A 16,079-nucleotide genomic window follows, 5' to 3' on the forward strand; every position below is an offset into this window, starting at 1 on the left:
AATTACCTTTCATGTGATCCGCTCGGTTTTGTTCTGCGTATCGACCATAGGTCGGCAAGGCAAGCCCGGCCACGCGCCTGCGAAAAGGGGAGATTTCCATGGCACTGGACAATGCGAACGATTTCTCGATGTCCCGGCAAGCGATGAAGGCCGAACTGCTGGACGCAGAGACAGAATTGCGGCTCGCTTATGCTTGGCGTGATGAGCGCGACGAACAGGCGCTTCACCGGCTGATCACCGCCTATATGCGGTTGGCAATTTCGATGGCGGCCAAATTCAAACGCTATGGCGCGCCGATGAATGATCTGATCCAAGAGGCTGGTCTGGGTCTGATGAAAGCCGCAGACAAGTTTGATCCGGACCGCGGCGTGCGGTTTTCGACCTATGCGGTCTGGTGGATCAAAGCGAGCATTCAGGATTACGTGATGCGCAATTGGTCGATGGTGCGAACCGGATCGACCTCGTCCCAGAAATCCCTGTTTTTCAACATGCGTCGGGTTCAGGCGCGTCTGGAACGTGAGGCCGCGACCGAAGGGATGGATCTGGACCGCCACCAGTTGCACCAGATGATCGCCGCCGAGATTGGCGTGCCCCTGCGCGATGTCGAGATGATGGAAGGGCGGCTGTCCGGCTCTGATTTCTCGCTGAACGCGGTGCAGTCGGCGGATGAGGACGGGCGCGAGTGGATTGATGCACTGGAAGACGAACGTGCGCAGGCCGCCGAAACGGTCGAAAACAATCATGACACCGAACGGCTGCGCGAATGGCTGGTGACAGCGATGCAGGCGTTGAATGACCGCGAAAGGTTCATCGTGCGCGAACGCAAACTGCGTGAACCGGCCCGGACTCTGGAAAGCCTTGGGAAGGAACTTGGGCTGTCCAAGGAGCGCGTGCGTCAGCTCGAGGCTGCGGCGTTTGTGAAAATGCGCAAGAGCCTTGAAGCTCAATCGCGTGAGGTGCAACACTTCATCGCATGAGACAGCTTGCGATTCTGCTTTGTGCACTTGTGGTTATGGCCCGCCCCGGCCATGCTGAGGATCTGATACCCGATGACGTTCTGACCGCGATGATGTCGGCGGACGTGGTCATTCTGGGCGAGGTTCACGACAATCCTCAGCACCATGTCATTCAGGCCGAGGCGTTGAAGGCCGTGAAGCCCTCAGCCGTTGTGTGGGAGATGGTGACCGAGGAAGGTGCGCAGCGTCTTGCGGACAAGGCTGTCTCCGACCCCGAGGAACTTGCGCGTATTCTGAAATGGATCGAATCCGGCTGGCCGCCACTCAGCATGTATTACCCGGTGTTTCAGGCCTCGGACGCGCCGGTTTATGGCGCAATGGTCCCGCGTACAGCCGCCCGTGCGGCGATGGAGCGGGGTGCAGCCACGGCCTTGGGGGCGGATGCGGCGCGGTATGGTCTGACCGTTCCACTGCCGGCTGACGAACAGGCCGTGCGCGAGGCCGATCAACTGGCCGCTCATTGCAATGCGATCCCGGAAACCGCTTTGCCGCAACTGGTCGCCATACAGCGGCTGCGCGACGCGGTTCTGACCCGCGCCATCTTGCGCGCAACGGATGAAACCGGCGGACCGATTGCGGTGATCACCGGCAATGGCCACGCACGCAAGGATCGGGGCATTCCGACCTTTCTGGCTCGTATGCGACCGGGGTTGAAGGTGTTTGTACTGGGCCAGTCCGAGGACGGCTTGGTAAACGGGGAATTCGACGCGGTGATCGACAGTCCTATCGTTGAGCGCGAAGACCCTTGCCTGGCTTTTGAAACACAGAATTAACCGCTGGAACTGTCCGGTCCGCTTGCCTAATGTCGGGACCGACCAGGACGGGAAGGGTTCATCATGCTGGCATCGAAACGCATTCTGCTGATCATCGGCGGTGGGATCGCGGCGTATAAGTCGCTGGACCTGATCCGGCGTTTGCGGGAACGCGGCGCGTATGTGACACCCGTACTGACCCGCGCGGCAGAGGAATTCGTGACGCCCCTTTCGGTGTCAGCTTTGGCCGGAGAGAAGGTCTATCGCGACCTGTTCGACCTGACGGATGAGGCCGAGATGGGGCATATTCAATTGTCCCGTTCGGCTGATCTGATTGTTGTTGCACCGGCGACTGCCGATCTGATGGGCAAGATGGCCGGGGGGCTGGCCAATGATCTGGCCTCGACCCTGCTGATGGCAACTGACACGCCGGTTCTGTGTGCGCCTGCGATGAATGTGCGGATGTGGGATCACCCGGCCACTCAACGCAACCTGAAACAGTTGCAGGCGGATGACATCCGTTTTGTGGGCCCGAACGAGGGCGATATGGCCTGCGGTGAATATGGTCCCGGACGCATGTCGGAGCCGTTGGAGATTGTGGCCGCGATCGAAGCGGAACTGGGTGATGGTCCGCTGAACGGCAAGCGTGTGCTGGTGACCTCGGGGCCGACGCATGAACCCATCGACCCGGTACGCTATATCGCCAACCGCTCGTCCGGGGCGCAGGGCGCGGCGGTCGCCCGTGCGATGGCCGCGCTGGGGGCTGAGGTGGTGTTTGTAACCGGCCCTGCAGATGTACCGCCGCCAGACGGGGTTCAAGTTGTGCCGGTGGAAACCGCGCAACAGATGTCCGACGCGGTTGATGCGGCGCTACCTGTCGATGCGGGTGTGTTTGCGGCGGCTGTTGCCGATTGGCGCGTGGCCAGTGCCTCAGACAAGAAACTGAAGAAAAGCCGCGACGGATTGCCCGTGCTGGAGTTTGCCGAAAACCCCGACATCCTGAAGCGTGTCTCGCATATGGACAAAGGCCGCCCCGCGCTGGTCGTTGGGTTCGCGGCTGAAACGGACGATGTGATCGAACACGCCACCGCCAAACGAGGGCGCAAGGGCTGTGACTGGATTGTAGCCAATGATGTCAGCCCGGCGACGGGGATCATGGGCGGGTCCGAGAATGCGGTGATCCTGATTTCAGACGACGGCGCCGAGGAATGGCCGCGCATGGGCAAGGATGAAGTGGCCAAGCGTCTGGCACGTAAGATCGCCGAAGCGTTGATCAGCTAAACCAAAGGAGCAGTGATGGTTGCTATTCGTGTGATCCGAGAGGAAGGGTCTGATCCGTCAGTCCCGCTGCCATCTTATGAAACCTCCGGGGCAGCCGGGGCGGATGTGCGGGCGAATCTGCCGGACGGGGCCTCGATCACGCTGGAACCCGGTCAGCGCGCCTTGGTGCCGACGGGGCTGCGTATTGAAATCCCGCAGGGGTTTGAAGTTCAGGTGCGTCCCCGTTCTGGCTTGGCGCTGAAACACGGCATTACCCTGCCCAACACTCCCGGCACGATCGACAGTGACTATCGCGGCCCGCTGGGCGTAATCGTCCTGAACGCCGGGCAAGAGGCGTTCGAGCTCACCCATGGCGAACGCATCGCCCAACTGGTCGTCGCCCCCGTGGTGCAGGCCGCGTTCGAGCCGGCGGAGGCGCTCAGCGACACAGTCCGCGGTGCGGGCGGGTTCGGCTCGACCGGGCGAGGCTGATGCTGCTGGTCCTGATTCTGGCTGCGGGTCTGTGGGGCATCGGCTATATTGCCGGAGTGTCCCGGACTGCCCGCATGACCTCGGTCGGGGTTCTTCTGCTGGGCGTCATAACGGCTCAGCTGGTACTGCCGGATGGCCATCCGTTGCGTGAGGCGACTGGCGGCTCTGCGGCGCTTTGGCTGATCTTGGGTGGCGTGGCCATTCTGGTTCTGGTTTACGGAAGGGTGCTGAAAGCGCTGAGAAACCGCGCAGCCCCTGCCGCCGCCAAGGAGCCCGCTATGCCATCCGACCAATTCTCTGAAACCGAACTGGAACGCTATGCCCGCCACATCGTTTTGCGTGAGCTGGGCGGGCCAGGTCAGAAGAAAATGAAAAAGGCCCGCGTTCTGGTCATCGGCGCCGGGGGGCTGGGAGCGCCGGCCCTGCAATATCTGGCCGCTGCCGGAGTGGGCACAATCGGCGTGATCGACGATGACGAGGTCGAAAATGCCAACCTACAACGGCAGGTGATTCACCGCGATGCCGATATCGGGATGCCCAAGGTCTTCTCGGCCCAGCAGGCGATGGAGGCGCAGAACCCCAACGTCACCGTTCTGCCCTATCACCGTCGACTGACCGACGAAATCGCCCACGACCTTTTCGCTGACTTTGATCTGATCCTCGACGGCACCGATAACTTCGACACCCGCTATCTGGCCAATCGAACGGCGGTGGCGCTGGGCAAGCCGCTGATCTCAGGCGCCCTGTCACAATGGGAAGGACAGCTCAGCGTCTTTGATCCTGCCAATGATGCGCCCTGCTATCAGTGCATCTTCCCCGAAGCCCCGGCCCCCGGTTTAGCCCCTTCTTGTGCCGAGGCGGGTGTGATCGGCCCGTTGCCCGGTGTGGTCGGTTCGATGATGGCGGTTGAAGCGATCAAGGTGATCACCGGGGCTGGACAACCCCTGCGCGGCGAGATGCTGATCTATGACGCGCTCTATGGTGAAAGCCGCAAGATCACCCTGTCGCGCCGTGCCGATTGTCCGATTTGTGGCGCTGGGGCGTAACCCGCTCTGGATCATCTGGCCTGCCGTTCCTAATTCTGTGGTCAAAGGAGACTTGTATGACCAATCCGATCCTGTCCGACTGGACCACGCCGTTTGAAATCGCGCCTTTTGCCGACATTGCCGATGACGATTTCGCCCCCGCGCTGGATCAGGCAATGCAGGCCCATAACACCCAGATCGACGCGATTGCGGGCAACCCGGACGCGCCCACATTTGCCAACACGATCGAAGCGCTTGAGGCTGCGGGCGAGGAGATGGACAAGGTTCTGTCGGTGTTCTTCACCGTCGCCGGGGCTGACAGCAATCCGGCGCGCGAAGAGTTGCAGCGCGAGTTCTCGCCCAAGTTGGCCGCGCATTTCTCGGGAATTTCCTCGAACAAGGCTCTTTTCCAGCGGGTGGCCGACCTGTGGGCGCGCAAGGACGAACTGGACCTGACCGGCGAACAGGCGCGGGTTCTGATGCTGACCCATCGGGGGTTCGTACGGTCCGGTGCGGCGCTTGAGGGTGATGAGGATGCCCGGATGCAAGAGATCAAGGCGCGGCTGGCCTCGTTGGGGACCTCGTTTACCCAAAACCTGCTGGCCGATGAGCGCGACTGGTTCATGGAACTGTCCGAGGATGATCTGGAAGGTCTGCCGGGTTTCGTGGTGGATGCCGCCCGTGCCGCGGGGCAGGAAAAGGGAGCGGCGGGACCGGTGGTAACCCTGTCCCGGTCCCTGATCGTACCGTTCCTGCAATTCTCGCCCCGCCGTGACCTGAGGGAAAAGGCCTATCGCGCCTGGACCGCGCGGGGGGCCAATGGGGGTGAGACCGACAACCGTGAAATTGCAGCCGAAATTCTTCAGCTGCGCGAGGAACGGGCCAAGCTGCTGGGCTATGACAACTTCGCGGCCTTCAAGCTGGAAACGGAAATGGCTCGCACACCGGACAAGGTCCGAGACCTGCTGATGCAGGTGTGGGAGCCGGCCAAGACCCGCGCTGATGCGGACGCCGAAACCCTGACACAGATGATGCAGGAAGACGGCGTCAATGGTCCGCTGGCAGCATGGGACTGGCGTTACTATGCAGAGAAACGCCGCAAGGCCGAGCATGATCTGGATGAGGCTGCGCTGAAACCCTACTTGCAGTTGGACCGTATGATCGAAGCGTCCTTTGCCTGCGCCAATCGTCTGTTTGGGTTGGAGTTTGCACGGCTGGACGTGCCGCTCTATCACCCCGATTGCCGGGCATGGGAAGTCACGCGCAACGGACAGCATATCGCGGTGTTCATCGGTGATTACTTTGCGCGGGGATCGAAACGCTCGGGTGCGTGGTGCAGTGCGATGCGGTCGCAGGCCAAGTTCCCCAAGGTGCAGGCTCCGGTCGTGATCAATGTCTGCAACTTCGCAAAGGGGGACCCGGCGTTGCTGTCCTATGACGATGCGCGCACGCTGTTCCACGAATTCGGGCACGCTCTGCACCAGATGCTGTCGAATGTGACCTATGAAAGCATATCGGGCACGTCAGTTGCGCGGGATTTCGTCGAATTGCCCAGCCAGCTTTACGAGCACTGGCTGGAGGTGCCCGAGGTTCTGGCCGAGTTTGCAACCCATGCCGAAACCGGCGAGCCGATGCCGCAGGACATGCTGGAGAAAGTGCTGAAGGCCGCCAATTTCGATCAGGGGTTCCAGACGGTGGAATATGTCGCCTCGGCTTTGGTTGATCTGGCGTTCCATGATGGTGCAGCCCCAGCCGATCCGATGGCAAAACAAGCTGAGGTGCTGGCCGGGATCGGGATGCCGCAGGCCATCGGGATGCGCCACGCCACGCCCCATTTCGCGCATGTTTTTGCAGGCGACGGATATAGCTCGGGCTATTACAGCTACATGTGGTCCGAGGTGATGGACGCCGACGCCTTTGCCGCGTTTGAAGAGGCGGGTGGGGCTTTTGACCCTGAACGCGCCAAGGCGTTGGAGGACAACATCCTGTCCACCGGCGGTTCGCGCGAGGCCGAGGACCTTTACCTGGCCTTCCGCGGACGCCTGCCGGGGGTTGAAGCCCTGCTGAAAGGACGTGGCTTGATCGCCGCCTAGTAGCCCAAATCACGATCCACGAGGTGCAGGAAGGGTTCGCCTTCCTCACCCCGCCGGATGTTTTCGCAAATCACCTGCGCTGCCGTCACGGGCCGCGTTTCCGATGCGATATGCGGTGTCACCGTCACATTCGGGTGCGCCCAATAGGGGTGGTCTTCTGGCAAAGGCTCGACTCGGAACACGTCCAGCGTTGCGTGGCCGACCCGACCCGAATTCAGAGCCTCAAGCAGTGCATCGTCGTCGATCAGCGGCCCTCGGCCGGGATTGATGATGTGTGCGCCTTTGGGCAGCAGGGCCAGTGTTTCGGCGTTCAGAGTGTTTGTGGTGGCCGGTGTGTCCGGCAACAGCAGGACAACGATTTCGGCCTGTGACAGGGCGGTGCGCAACCCGTCTTCGCCATGCAAACAGGTGACGCCGGGAATGTCCTTGGCGGAACGGCTCCAACCGGTGACGTCAAAATTCAGCGCGGCCAACGCGCGGGCCGCAGCCTCGCCCAACGCTCCAAGACCCAGAATGCAAACCCGGCGTTCGGTGGCCAATGGCGGTGCGTCAGGTGTCCAGACGCCGTCCTGAACAGTGATGTGCTGATCCATCCCAAGGTGATAGCGCAGCACATGGCCCACCACCCATTCGGTCATGCCCTGCGTCAGGCCATGGTCCACCATCCGTGCCAGCGGGACGGTCAGGGTGTCGTTGTCCGCGATCTTCTCAACCCCGGCCCAGAGGCTGAGTACGGCCCTCAGCCGCGTGTAGGGGGTGAAATCCAACAGCCCGCCGTTCGGGGCATAGACCACATAGTCGACCTGATCCGGCTCCAACTCGGTGCTCAGGCGAAAATCCAGCCCCGCTTCGGTCAGGTATTTGGTCAGCAGCGGCTCATAGACGGGCCACAGGGCAGGGCGCGCGGAAAACAGGATGTTCACGGGCATGGGGGGCCTTTCGGATCAGCGAGGGCGGTGGATATGGGCGCTTTGGACAATACCGAAGGCGGCCATCAGAACCAGCATGGCCGAGCCGCCATAGCTGACCATCGGAAGCGGTACGCCCACAACAGGGGCCAGTCCCATCACCATCGACATATTAACGGCAAAAAACAGAAAGAAGTTTAGCGCGATGCCCAGCGTGACCAGCGACGAGAACCGATCCTTGGTCGACAGCGCGGTGACCAGACAGAAGATCAGGATCAGGCCATAGAGGGTCAGCAGGGTGATGCCGCCGACAAACCCAAACTCTTCGGCTAGCGTAGTGAAGATGAAGTCAGTGTGTTTTTCGGGCAGGAAATTCAGCCGCGATTGCGTGCCCTGCATGAACCCACGCCCGTTCCAGCCCCCGGACCCCAGCGCGATCTTGGACTGGGTGATGTGATACCCCGCGCCCAGCGGATCGGTCGAGGGATCAAGGAAGGTGTCGATCCGGCGGAACTGATAATCCTTGAGCAACTGCCACTCGGTCCCGCGGCTGTTGAACACGGTGGCGATCAGGCCGACCACGGCGGCGATGACAGCGGCGAAATAAGCCCAGTGAACACCGGCCAGGAACATCAGCCCTCCGCCTGCCGCTAACAGCAGGATTGAGGTGCCAAGATCGGGTTGTTTCAAAACGAAGAATGTGGGGATCAGGATCAGGACAACCGGGATCAGCACCCAAAGTGGGCGCGACGTTTTATGAGATGGCAACCAGTCGTAATAGGCCGCCAAAACCATGACGAGCGCGACTTTCATGACTTCGGACGGTTGAAGTCGCATGAAGCCAAGGTCGATCCAGCGCTGCGCACCCATGCCGACCGTTCCGAAGAACTCTACAAACACCAGCAGAGCGATCGAGACGAGATAGGCCAGCACCGACATGTTGCGCCAGAACCAGATGGGCACCAGCGCGATAATGAACATGACGGTCAGCCCCAGCCCGAAACGCTCCATTTGCGGCTCGGCCCACGGCGTCCACGACCCGCCGGCCACGGAATACAGCATCAGGAACCCGGCGCTGGCCACGCTGATCAAAAGCAGCGTCAGCGGCCAGTTCATATACAGGAACTTGCGGAACCCCGAGGGCGTGGATTTTACGGCGTATTCAAGATAGCTCATGCGCGGTCCTTCTCGGTCGGACGCGCTTTGGGGCGACGGTCGCCCTCCAGCCGTTTTTGTTGTTCCTTAATGCGGTCTCGGTCGGCGGTCGGATAGGCCTCGAGTGGGGGTGTGCCGTTATAGAGCGCCTGCAGCATGATATCGCGGGCCACCGGAGCGGCGGCTTTGGAACCGCCTCCGCCATGTTCGACCACCACGGCCACGGCATATTTCGGATTGTCATAAGGCGCAAAGCTGACGAACAGGGCGTGATCCCGGCGTTCCCAAGGCAGGTCTTCGTTGCGGATCACGCCCGCGGCACGTTCCGCCTTGGTGATGTTGCGGACCTGACTGGTTCCGGTTTTACCTGCCATGCGGAACTCGTCCGCGATGATGCGGCTGCGATACGCAGTGCCGCGCCGGTCGTTTGAGACCGAGAACATCGCCTGGCGCACCTGTTCCAGATTGTTGCGGTTTACGGCCAGCGGTTCACCTGCGCCCGAGGGCTGTTCTACGCCGTTTACCGAGCGTACCAGACGCGGGGTCACTGCGCGCCCAGTGGCTATGCGCGCCGTCATCACCGCCAGTTGCAGCGGCGAGGCTAGCATGAAGCCCTGACCTATCGAGGCGTTTGCAGTGTCACCCACCAACCAGTCCTGCCCGTGCACACGCTGCTTCCATTCTTGGTTCGGCGCAAGTCCGGCGGCCACGGCGGACATCGGGATATCGTGTTTGACGCCCAGCCCGAAGATACGCGCCATGTCAGAGATCTTGTCGATCCCCACCCGCAGGGCCACGTCGTAATAATAAACGTCGCAACTGCGTTTCAGCGAAGTTTCCAGATCAACCGTGCCATGCCCGCCCCGTTTCCAGCAGTGGAAGCGGCGGCTGCCTACCTTCAGGTGACCGGGGCAATAGACTGTGTTCGAGGGGCCGATCACACCGGCCTCAAGCGCGGCCATGGCAGTGATCATCTTAAAGGTCGAGCCCGGGGGATAGGTGCCCTGCACCGTCTTGTTCGCCAGCGGACGGTAGTTGTCCTGGGTGAGTGTCCGGTAGTCGGCGACTGAGATACCACGCACGAACAGGTTCGGATCGAAACTGGGGGCCGAACTGATGGCGCGGATATCGCCGGTTTCGCAGTCGATCACCACGGCAGCGGCGCTTTCACCGGCCAGCCGGGCCTGCGCATATTGTTGCAGGTCGGCGTCCACTGAAAGCTGCAGATCGGCTCCGGCGGTGCCTTCCTGCCGGTCCAGTTCGCGCATCACACGGCCGGTGGCGTTGACCTCGACCCGCTTGGCCCCGGCCTTGCCGCGCAAAGCGATCTCTTGTTTGGCTTCCAGCCCGACCTTGCCGATCTGGAACCGGGGGATGCGCAGCACCGGTTCGGGATCTTCGATCTGGCTCAGGTCATAATCGCTGACCGGGCCGACATAGCCGACCACGTGGGCGAAGTCCTCATACCGCGGGTATTGCCGGGTCTGCCCCACTTCGGGGATCACACCGGGCAGGGCCGGGGCGTTGACGGCGACCTTCGAGATATCTTCCCACGTGACCTGATCGGCCAGCGTGACCGGCAGGAACGGGGCTGACCTGCGCATCTCAGTTTTGGCCCGCGCGATCTCATCCTCGGTCAGGGGGATCAATTGGGACAGTTTGGCAATCACCTCGTCCACATCGCCCGCATCCTCGCGCACCATGACGATCCGGTACGAGGGTGAGTTCTGCCCGATGACTTCTCCGTTCCGATCATAGATCCGGCCACGGGTGGGCGGGATCAGGCGGATGTTGATCCGGTTTTCCTCGGCCAGCAGGCGGTACTCATCGGCCTGATCCACCTGCATGAACCGCATTCGCGCGGCCAGCCCGCCGATAAAGGCGGCCTGCAACCCACCCAGTATCAGTGCTCTGCGAGGCAGGCGCTTGTAGGCGAGGCCCTGGGCTTTGGGTTTGCGCTGCTTCATCCCCGCGCCCCCATTGCGCCGGTTTCGGCCGAGGATTTACGCCGCACCCCGAATCCGTTCTGGCTGAGCAGAACGATCAGAGGATAAACCGCAATTGTCAGAACCACTTGGATCACTACCGGCCCCAATGCTGCCTGTTGCACCGACAGAATAGCAAGAATGATGCGATTCAGCATAAAAACAGCCGTGATGACCACGGCGACGGTGGTCCACTCGCTGACAAAGCCCGAATCCCGCAAACCAAACGCGGCCGAGCGCAGGTAAGCGGCGCCCAGAACCACCAGCGCCGCCAGCAGGCCGGGCGGGCGTTGCAGCAACAGATCGGACATCAGCATGACGAGGGCGACCAGTAGCGTCGGCACATACTCGGGCCGCCGCAGCATCCAGGCAAAGGTCAGCGCGATCAGCAGATCCGGAAAGGGCCAGCGGTCCGGTTTTGTATCCAGTGGCAAAAGGTGCAGGAACAGGATCAGTGCGGCCAGAAACAGGTACAGGCCCCGCTTGGACCAAAGCTGCGAGGTTTGGCTATCCATCACCCACCTCCGCTGGAGGCAGCGCGGCTTCGGGCTGGGTGGGGCCAACGATGCGGCCCGGGTCCCGAATGGTGGGGGCGGACTGGTACCGCAACACACGCAGGAATTCGAGCCGTTCGAAGTCTGCCGACAGACGTACCCGCAGACGGCCTCCGGGGTCGGCGGTGATCTGGCCGATCAGCAGGCCGGCCGGGAATACGCCACCATCGCCTGAGGTCACAACACGGTCACCGGGACGGACCAGTTCGCGGTTCTCCAGAAACTCGACGGCGGGGGCTGGGGTATTGTCGCCAGTGATCAGGGCGGTTTGGCCCGAGGGCTGAATGGTTGCCGGGATCGCGCTGGAGGCGTCAGTCATCAGGATCACCCGCGCCGTGTCCGGGCCCACGCCCGAGATGCGCCCGACCACACCGATCCCGTCCATCGTGGCCCACCCATCGGTGATGCCGTCGCGTTCACCCACGTTCAACAGCACGGACTGCCGGAAGGGCGAGCCGCTGTCAGCCATCACAACCCCGGTGATATAGGTCAGGCGTGGATCGAGGCGCACATTGTTCAGGTCCAGCAGCCGGGCGTTTTCCTGTTCCAGCTGTAGCGCGGCCTCTTTCCAGGCGCGCATCAGGCGCAACTCGCTGCGCAATTCCTGGTTCTGTTCGCTCAGGCGCTGATAGCTTTGGAAGTCGCGGGCCAGATTGACGACGGCAGTGACCGGGACCATCGCCCATTCCATCGACGGCACGACCCGGTCGACGACCTGTGCACGGAACCGTTCAACCCGCGGGCTGTCGATACGCCAGACCAGAAAGATGGCCAACAGGCACAGCACCACGATCCCCAACAGCAGGCGGCGCAAGGGGGTGGTGTATTCGTCGCGCTGTGATCGGTCTTTTGCCACAGGTTACCTTCCCGTGCTGCTCGTGCCGAGTTTACCCTAATTTTAAAGGGTGCGCGCCTTAGCTTTCGTAGTCAATCGCGTGGCGCAGTTGTTTTTCGTATTCCAAGGCCTTGCCGGTCCCCAAAGCCACACAGTTCAGGCTTTCGTCGGCAATCGACACGGCCAGACCGGTCTGTTCGCGCAGGGCCAGATCCAGATCGCCTAGCAGCGCACCGCCACCAGTCAGCATCACACCCCGGTCCACGATATCCGCAGCCAGATCGGGCGGCGTGGTTTCCAGCGCGGTCATCACCGCCTCGCAAATCTGCTGGACGGGTTCCGAAAGTGCCTCGGCCACTTGGGCCTGGCTGATTTCGATTTCCTTGGGTACGCCGTTCAGCAGGTCGCGGCCACGGATATGCATCGACTGGCCGCGGCCATCGTCGGGCATACGGGCGGTACCGATGGTGGTCTTGATGCGTTCTGCGGTGGATTCACCAACTAGCAGGTTCTGCTGACGACGCAGGTACGAGATGATGGCCTCGTCCATGCGGTCTCCACCAACGCGGACCGAGCGGGCATACACGATGTCGCCCAGCGACAGAACCGCAACCTCGGTGGTGCCGCCGCCGATATCGACGACCATGTTCCCGGTCGGATCGGTGATCGGCATCCCTGCGCCAATGGCCGCAGCGATAGGTTCAGCAATCAAGCCCGCGCGGCGGGCGCCAGCGGACAGAACCGACTGACGGATCGCGCGTTTCTCAACCGGGGTCGCACCATGGGGGACACAGACAATGATTTTCGGTTTCGAGAAGGTCGAACGTTTGTGCACCTTGCGGATGAAATGTTTGATCATTTCCTCAGCAGTGTCGAAATCGGCAATCACACCTTCACGCATCGGGCGGATCGCTTCGATCGAACCGGGTGTCCGGCCCAGCATCAGCTTGGCGTCTTCGCCAACGGCCAACACTTTTTTGACGCCGTCCTTGACGTGATAGGCCACCACGGACGGTTCAGACAGGATCACGCCACGCCCCTTGACATACACCAGGGTGTTTGCCGTCCCAAGGTCGATAGCCATGTCCGCTGTGAACAGGCCGCCCAGATTGCCAAAGATCCCCATGTTTCCCCTGATCCTGTATGTCGGTTTTTCTACTGCCCGCGACTCGACGGTTCCGGGACGGATGACTTATAGGGTGCCAGCACGCCCGGTAAAAGGGCTGATTCCGCGACAATCAGCACCTTTCCGCCTTATTGAGAGGGACTTTAGAAGGCAACATGCTCTCTTATCAACACATTTACCACGCCGGGAATCTGGCTGATGTGCAAAAGCACGCTTTATTGGCAATTGTGCTGGAGTATCTGACCCGTAAAGACAAACCGCTGACCTATCTGGAAACCCATTCGGGCCGGGGTTTGTACAAGCTGGACGCGGCCGAAGCGGTCCGCACGGGCGAGGCCGAGGCCGGCATCCGGCGCGTCCAGCAGGCCAAGTGGTTTGACGCGGACCATCCGCTGGAACAGGCGATCCGCGCTGTTCAGAATAGGCATGGGGCTGAGGCCTACCCCGGATCGCCGCTGATCGCCGCCAATTTGCTGAGAGATCAGGACAGCCTGCATTTTGCCGAGCTGCACCCGCAGGAACATTCCGTGCTGGCCATGGCGATGTCATCTTATGGGGCCAAGGTGTACCAGCAGGACGGGTACGAATTGGCGCAGTCTCTGCTGCCCCCGACGCCACGACGCGGTATGATGCTGATCGACCCAAGCTATGAGGTGAAGTCGGAATATGACCGACTGCCGGGGATCATCGGCAAACTGCATCGCAAATGGAATGTAGGTGTGATTGCGCTGTGGTACCCGATCCTGACGGACAATCGCCACACTGCGATGACTTCCGCCCTGAAATCTCTGAATCTGCCGAAACCCCTGTGCCACGAAGTCAGGTTTGACCCTGTGAGGGAAGGGCATCGCATGGTGGGGTCGGGTATGTTCATCATCAACGCGCCATACGGCCTTGAGGATGAAATGGCCCGCCTGTCAACGCTGTTCAAATCTCTGAGAGCTTAATTTTTGAAAAGGGGTGGTGCTCCCGCCTCGCTTGCCCGCATCAAAGATGCAGCCAACCGAGTTAGGCCCGGCAGCGCGCCTGCGGCGCGCTGCCGGGCCCAATACCCAAGAAGGGTCGGCGAAGCCGGGCCGCCGCGGGTGCGGGAGTCCCTGCCTGTCGATTAAGTCAGATCCTTGTAGCTGATCTCGCGCGCGTCAGCGCCGGGGCCGGTTTTCTCGCGACGCACCTTCAGCCGGTTCAGTGCGTGGATATAAGCCTTGGCCGAGGCCACCACCGTATCGGTGTTGGCGGATTGACCGGTGGCGATCATACCATCCTCTTCCAAGCGCACCGAAACCGTGGCCTGCGCATCGGTGCCTTCGGTTACCGCATGCACCTGATAGAGCTGCAGCCGGGCGGTGTTCGGATAGATCACGCGGATCGCCTTGAATGTCGCATCCACCGGCCCGTCGCCGTGTTCGGTGGCGATGACATCCTGGCCGTCCACTTCCAGTTCGACTGTCGATTCCGCCTGACCGCCGGTGCCGCAGGTGACCTTCATCGACACCAATTGCAGATGGTCGTTGCTCTCGTCATCATCCAGCGTCATCAACGCAATGAGGTCGTCGTCGAACACCTCTTTCTTGCGATCAGCCAGATCCTTGAAACGAACGAAGATGTCTTTGAGCTGGTTGTCACCAACCTCATAGCCCAGCGTTTCCAGCTTATCACGCAACGCCGCCCGGCCCGAATGCTTGCCCAAGGGCAGAGATGTCCCCGACAACCCGATATCCTCGGGACGCATGATCTCGAAGTTTTCGCGGTTCTTCAGCATGCCGTCCTGGTGGATACCGCTTTCATGCGCAAAGGCGTTCTTGCCGACGATGGCCTTGTTGAACTGCACGTTGAAGCCCGACACCGTCGCCACGCGGCGCGAGATGTGCATGATCTTGGTGGTGTCGATGCCCGTGTTCCACGGCATAATGTCGTTGCGGGTGCGCAGCGCCATCACCACTTCTTCCAAAGCGGTGTTGCCTGCCCGTTCACCCAAGCCATTGATGGTGCACTCGATCTGACGCGCACCGCCAGCCACGGCGGCCAGAGAGTTCGCGGTCGCCATGCCAAGATCGTTGTGGCAGTGGGTGGCAAAGATCACCTCATCCGCGCCCGGAACCGTTTCGATCAGTCGCTTGATCAGATCGGCGGATTCCAACGGGGCGGTATAGCCGACCGTGTCGGGGATGTTGATCGTGGTCGCGCCGGCCTTGATCGCAATCTCGATCACGCGGCACAGGTAATCCCATTCGGTCCGGGTCGCGTCCATCGGCGACCACTGAACGTTTTCGCAGAGGTTGCGCGCGTGGCTGACGGTTTCGTGGATTTTCTCGGCCATCTCGTCTTGGGTCAGGTTCGGAATGGCGCGGTGCAGCGGAGAGGTGCCGATGAAAGTGTGAATCCGGTTTTTCCCGGCGTGTTTCACCGCCTCCCAGCAGCGATCGATATCGGCGAAGTTGGCGCGGGCCAGACCGCAAATGCGGCTGTTTTTCGACCGTTGGGCGATTTCCGAAACCGCTTTGAAATCACCCTCGGATGCGATGGGGAAGCCAGCTTCGATGATGTCGACGCCCATTTCGTCCAGCAGCTCGGCGATCTCGAGCTTTTCGTCATGGGTCATGGTTGCGCCGGGGCTCTGCTCGCCGTCGCGCAAAGTGGTATCGAAGATCAAGACGCGGTCTTGGTCGGTCACGTTGGTCATGGGATTCTCTTTCTTCTTCTGTCCTAAAGCCTATGGCGCGCGGGCGTCCTCCTCTGAGCGGGCGCGCCGGATGGCACGCTCAGAGGCGGATTAGGATCAGTAGGCCACGCAGAGACGCACCGCGAAGGGCGGTGTCGGCGACAAGGATATCTGCGCGGTTGATCATGGGGATGAGGTTATACAGAGCCGCCCCGG

At 61.3% G+C, this 16,079-nt stretch carries 14 protein-coding genes; 7 read left to right on the forward strand and 7 right to left on the reverse strand.

Annotated elements, in window-relative coordinates:
* Positions 1 to 98 precede the first annotated feature (98 nt).
* The 6 genes from GOX63_RS15655 to GOX63_RS15680 all read left to right on the forward strand — a co-directional run bounded on the left by GOX63_RS15655 (position 99) and on the right by GOX63_RS15680 (position 6,638).
* Positions 99 to 977 (forward strand): RNA polymerase factor sigma-32, encoded by an 879-nt coding sequence (locus GOX63_RS15655; RefSeq protein WP_170327136.1) that lies wholly within the window; start codon positions 99 to 101, stop codon positions 975 to 977.
* Entirely contained in the window at positions 974 to 1,789 is an 816-nt protein-coding gene (locus tag GOX63_RS15660; RefSeq protein WP_170546339.1) for a ChaN family lipoprotein, read from the forward strand. Before GOX63_RS15655 ends, GOX63_RS15660 begins: the two co-directional genes overlap by 4 nt.
* Positions 1,790 to 1,852: 63 nt before the next feature.
* A complete protein-coding gene (gene coaBC, locus GOX63_RS15665; RefSeq protein WP_174826807.1) occupies positions 1,853 to 3,049 on the forward strand; it encodes a bifunctional phosphopantothenoylcysteine decarboxylase/phosphopantothenate--cysteine ligase CoaBC in 1,197 nt (398 codons plus the stop codon).
* A 15-nt stretch (positions 3,050 to 3,064) separates the two neighbouring features.
* Entirely contained in the window at positions 3,065 to 3,520 is a 456-nt protein-coding gene (dut, locus tag GOX63_RS15670; RefSeq protein WP_170327134.1) for a dUTP diphosphatase, read from the forward strand.
* Positions 3,520 to 4,566, forward strand: a complete 1,047-nt coding sequence (locus tag GOX63_RS15675; RefSeq protein WP_170327133.1) for a HesA/MoeB/ThiF family protein — start codon at positions 3,520 to 3,522, stop codon at positions 4,564 to 4,566. The genes dut and GOX63_RS15675 overlap by 1 nt, the downstream gene beginning before the upstream one ends.
* A gap of 56 nt (positions 4,567 to 4,622) precedes the next feature.
* On the forward strand, positions 4,623 to 6,638 hold the full coding sequence (locus tag GOX63_RS15680) for a M3 family metallopeptidase (RefSeq protein WP_170327132.1): 2,016 nt from the start codon (positions 4,623 to 4,625) through the stop codon (positions 6,636 to 6,638).
* On the opposite strand, the gene GOX63_RS15685 is transcribed toward GOX63_RS15680, so the two are convergent.
* The 6 genes from GOX63_RS15685 to GOX63_RS15710 are packed head-to-tail and all read right to left on the reverse strand — an operon-like array spanning position 6,635 to position 13,201.
* Positions 6,635 to 7,567, reverse strand: coding sequence for a 2-hydroxyacid dehydrogenase (locus GOX63_RS15685; RefSeq protein ID WP_170327131.1), 933 nt, complete (start codon positions 7,565 to 7,567; stop codon positions 6,635 to 6,637). The two genes, GOX63_RS15680 and GOX63_RS15685, sit on opposite strands and share 4 nt — an antisense overlap.
* 15 nt (positions 7,568 to 7,582) lie before the next feature.
* Positions 7,583 to 8,722, reverse strand: coding sequence for a rod shape-determining protein RodA (rodA, locus tag GOX63_RS15690; protein WP_170327130.1), 1,140 nt, complete (start codon positions 8,720 to 8,722; stop codon positions 7,583 to 7,585).
* Entirely contained in the window at positions 8,719 to 10,668 is a 1,950-nt protein-coding gene (gene mrdA / locus GOX63_RS15695) for a penicillin-binding protein 2 (protein WP_170327129.1), read from the reverse strand. Before mrdA ends, rodA begins: the two co-directional genes overlap by 4 nt.
* Entirely contained in the window at positions 10,665 to 11,201 is a 537-nt protein-coding gene (locus tag GOX63_RS15700) for a rod shape-determining protein MreD (RefSeq protein WP_170327128.1), read from the reverse strand. The genes mrdA and GOX63_RS15700 overlap by 4 nt, the downstream gene beginning before the upstream one ends.
* Positions 11,194 to 12,096 carry a rod shape-determining protein MreC gene (gene mreC, locus GOX63_RS15705; RefSeq protein WP_170327127.1) on the reverse strand — a complete coding sequence of 301 codons (903 nt, stop codon included), beginning with the start codon at positions 12,094 to 12,096 and terminating at the stop codon, positions 11,194 to 11,196. Before mreC ends, GOX63_RS15700 begins: the two co-directional genes overlap by 8 nt.
* A 58-nt stretch (positions 12,097 to 12,154) precedes the next feature.
* The gene (locus GOX63_RS15710; protein ID WP_039523195.1) at positions 12,155 to 13,201 is read right to left on the reverse strand and encodes a rod shape-determining protein; all 1,047 of its coding nucleotides are present in this window, start codon (positions 13,199 to 13,201) and stop codon (positions 12,155 to 12,157) included.
* A gap of 155 nt (positions 13,202 to 13,356) precedes the next feature.
* Between GOX63_RS15710 and GOX63_RS15715 the strand changes: the two genes are divergently transcribed.
* Positions 13,357 to 14,148 (forward strand): 23S rRNA (adenine(2030)-N(6))-methyltransferase RlmJ, encoded by a 792-nt coding sequence (locus GOX63_RS15715; protein ID WP_170327126.1) that lies wholly within the window; start codon positions 13,357 to 13,359, stop codon positions 14,146 to 14,148.
* Between the two features lie 161 nt (positions 14,149 to 14,309).
* On the opposite strand, the gene GOX63_RS15720 is transcribed toward GOX63_RS15715, so the two are convergent.
* Positions 14,310 to 15,884, reverse strand: coding sequence for a 2-isopropylmalate synthase (locus GOX63_RS15720; protein WP_170327125.1), 1,575 nt, complete (start codon positions 15,882 to 15,884; stop codon positions 14,310 to 14,312).
* Positions 15,885 to 16,079 lie beyond the last annotated feature (195 nt).

This window comes from Ruegeria arenilitoris (assembly GCF_013031355.1).
GTDB lineage: Bacteria > Pseudomonadota > Alphaproteobacteria > Rhodobacterales > Rhodobacteraceae > Ruegeria > Ruegeria arenilitoris_C.